Origin of the sequence: Streptomyces bohaiensis (genome assembly GCF_012033785.1) — a bacterium.
Classification (GTDB): Bacteria; Actinomycetota; Actinomycetes; order Streptomycetales; family Streptomycetaceae; genus Streptomyces; species Streptomyces bohaiensis.
Map to the genome: position 1 here is coordinate 1 of NZ_JAAVJC010000523.1, position 1,377 is coordinate 1,377.

Sequence of the window (1,377 nt, forward strand, 5' to 3'; positions counted from 1 at the left end):
CGCCGGGGCCGCCGCGCGGTGCGCCCGGCCGGGACTGCTCGGCCTGCGCGGCAAGCTCGCGCTCAGCGTGGCCGCGGCCGCCGCCCTGGTGGCGGCCGTCATCGGGGTGCTGGTGCACGACCAGACCTCGCGCACCCAACTCGACACCGCGCGCCGCGACCTGGACGCCGGGCTGCTCGCCGCCGTGGCCGACTACGAGCGGATGATCGACGGCGGGGTGCTGGTGAACCCACCGGACCTGCCGGACGCACTGCGCGAGGCCATCGCGACGCGGCCGGTGCGCGCCACCTTCCTCGACCGCGCGGGCGAGGATCCGGTCCTCTGGGCGGCGCTGCTCGAACGGCCCGCGGCGGCGCCGCCCGGCGACGGCGCTACGGCGGGCGGCGGCTCCGCCGAGGGCCCGGCCACGGTGCTGGCGGTCCGGCAGAGCTACCTGCCGCAGACCGAGGCGCTCGGCGCGCTCGACCGGACACTGCTGGGCGCGGGGCTGATCGCCACCGGGCTCGGCAGTCTGCTGGGGCTGCTGCTCGCCACCGTCGGCGGTCGGCGCATCGCCGGCTCGGCGCGCACCGCGCAGCGGATCGCCCAGGGTGACCTGGCGGCCCGCGTCCGGCCGCGCGGCCGGGACGAGATCGCCCGCATGGCGGCGGCCGTCAACACCATGGCCGACGCCCTCCAGGTCCGGCTGGAGGCGGAGCGGCGCATCACCGCCGACATCGCCCACGAACTCCGCACCCCCGTCGCCGGGCTGGTCACCGCCGCCGAGCTCCTGCCGCCCGGCCGGCCCACCGAGCTGGTGCGGGACCGCGCCCGTACCCTGCGGCGGCTGGTCGAGGACGTGCTGGAGGTGGCGCGGCTGGACACCGAGGGGGTGGAACAGGCGGAGTTCGAGTGCTGCCGCACCAGCACCCTGGCCCGGCACGCCGCCGCGGCCTGCGCCGACCAGCTCCCCGAGGCGGCGGGAGGCGAGGCGATCACGCTGACCGTCACGGCGGACGCGGAGGTCCGCACGGACCCCCGGCGGGTCGCCCGGGTCCTGGCCAACCTGCTCTCCAACGCGCTGCGCCACGGTGGTGCGCCGGTGGAGTTGGAGGTCGACGGCACGGTGCTGCGGGTCCGCGACCACGGGCCGGGGTTCCCCGCCGACCTGCTCGCCCAGGGGCCGCAGCGGTTCCGCACCGCCGCTCGGGAACGCGGACGGGGCACCGGGCTCGGGCTGACGATCGTCGCCGGACAGGCCCGGCTGCTGGGGGCCGGCGTCCGCCGGGCCAACCCCGCCGCCGGCGGTGCCGTCACCGAACTGCTGCTTCCGGACGGGAGCGCGCCACGCGGCCCGGGAGCCGCGCCCCCGCCGCCGCGGACGCCGCCCTCCGGGGG

General features: G+C 79.1%; 1 protein-coding gene. It reads left to right on the top strand.

What is annotated here, in order from left to right; translation table 11 throughout:
• Positions 1-1,377: sensor histidine kinase (locus HCN52_RS24455; RefSeq protein ID WP_312876864.1), on the top strand; the 1,377-nt coding region annotated here is incomplete at both ends.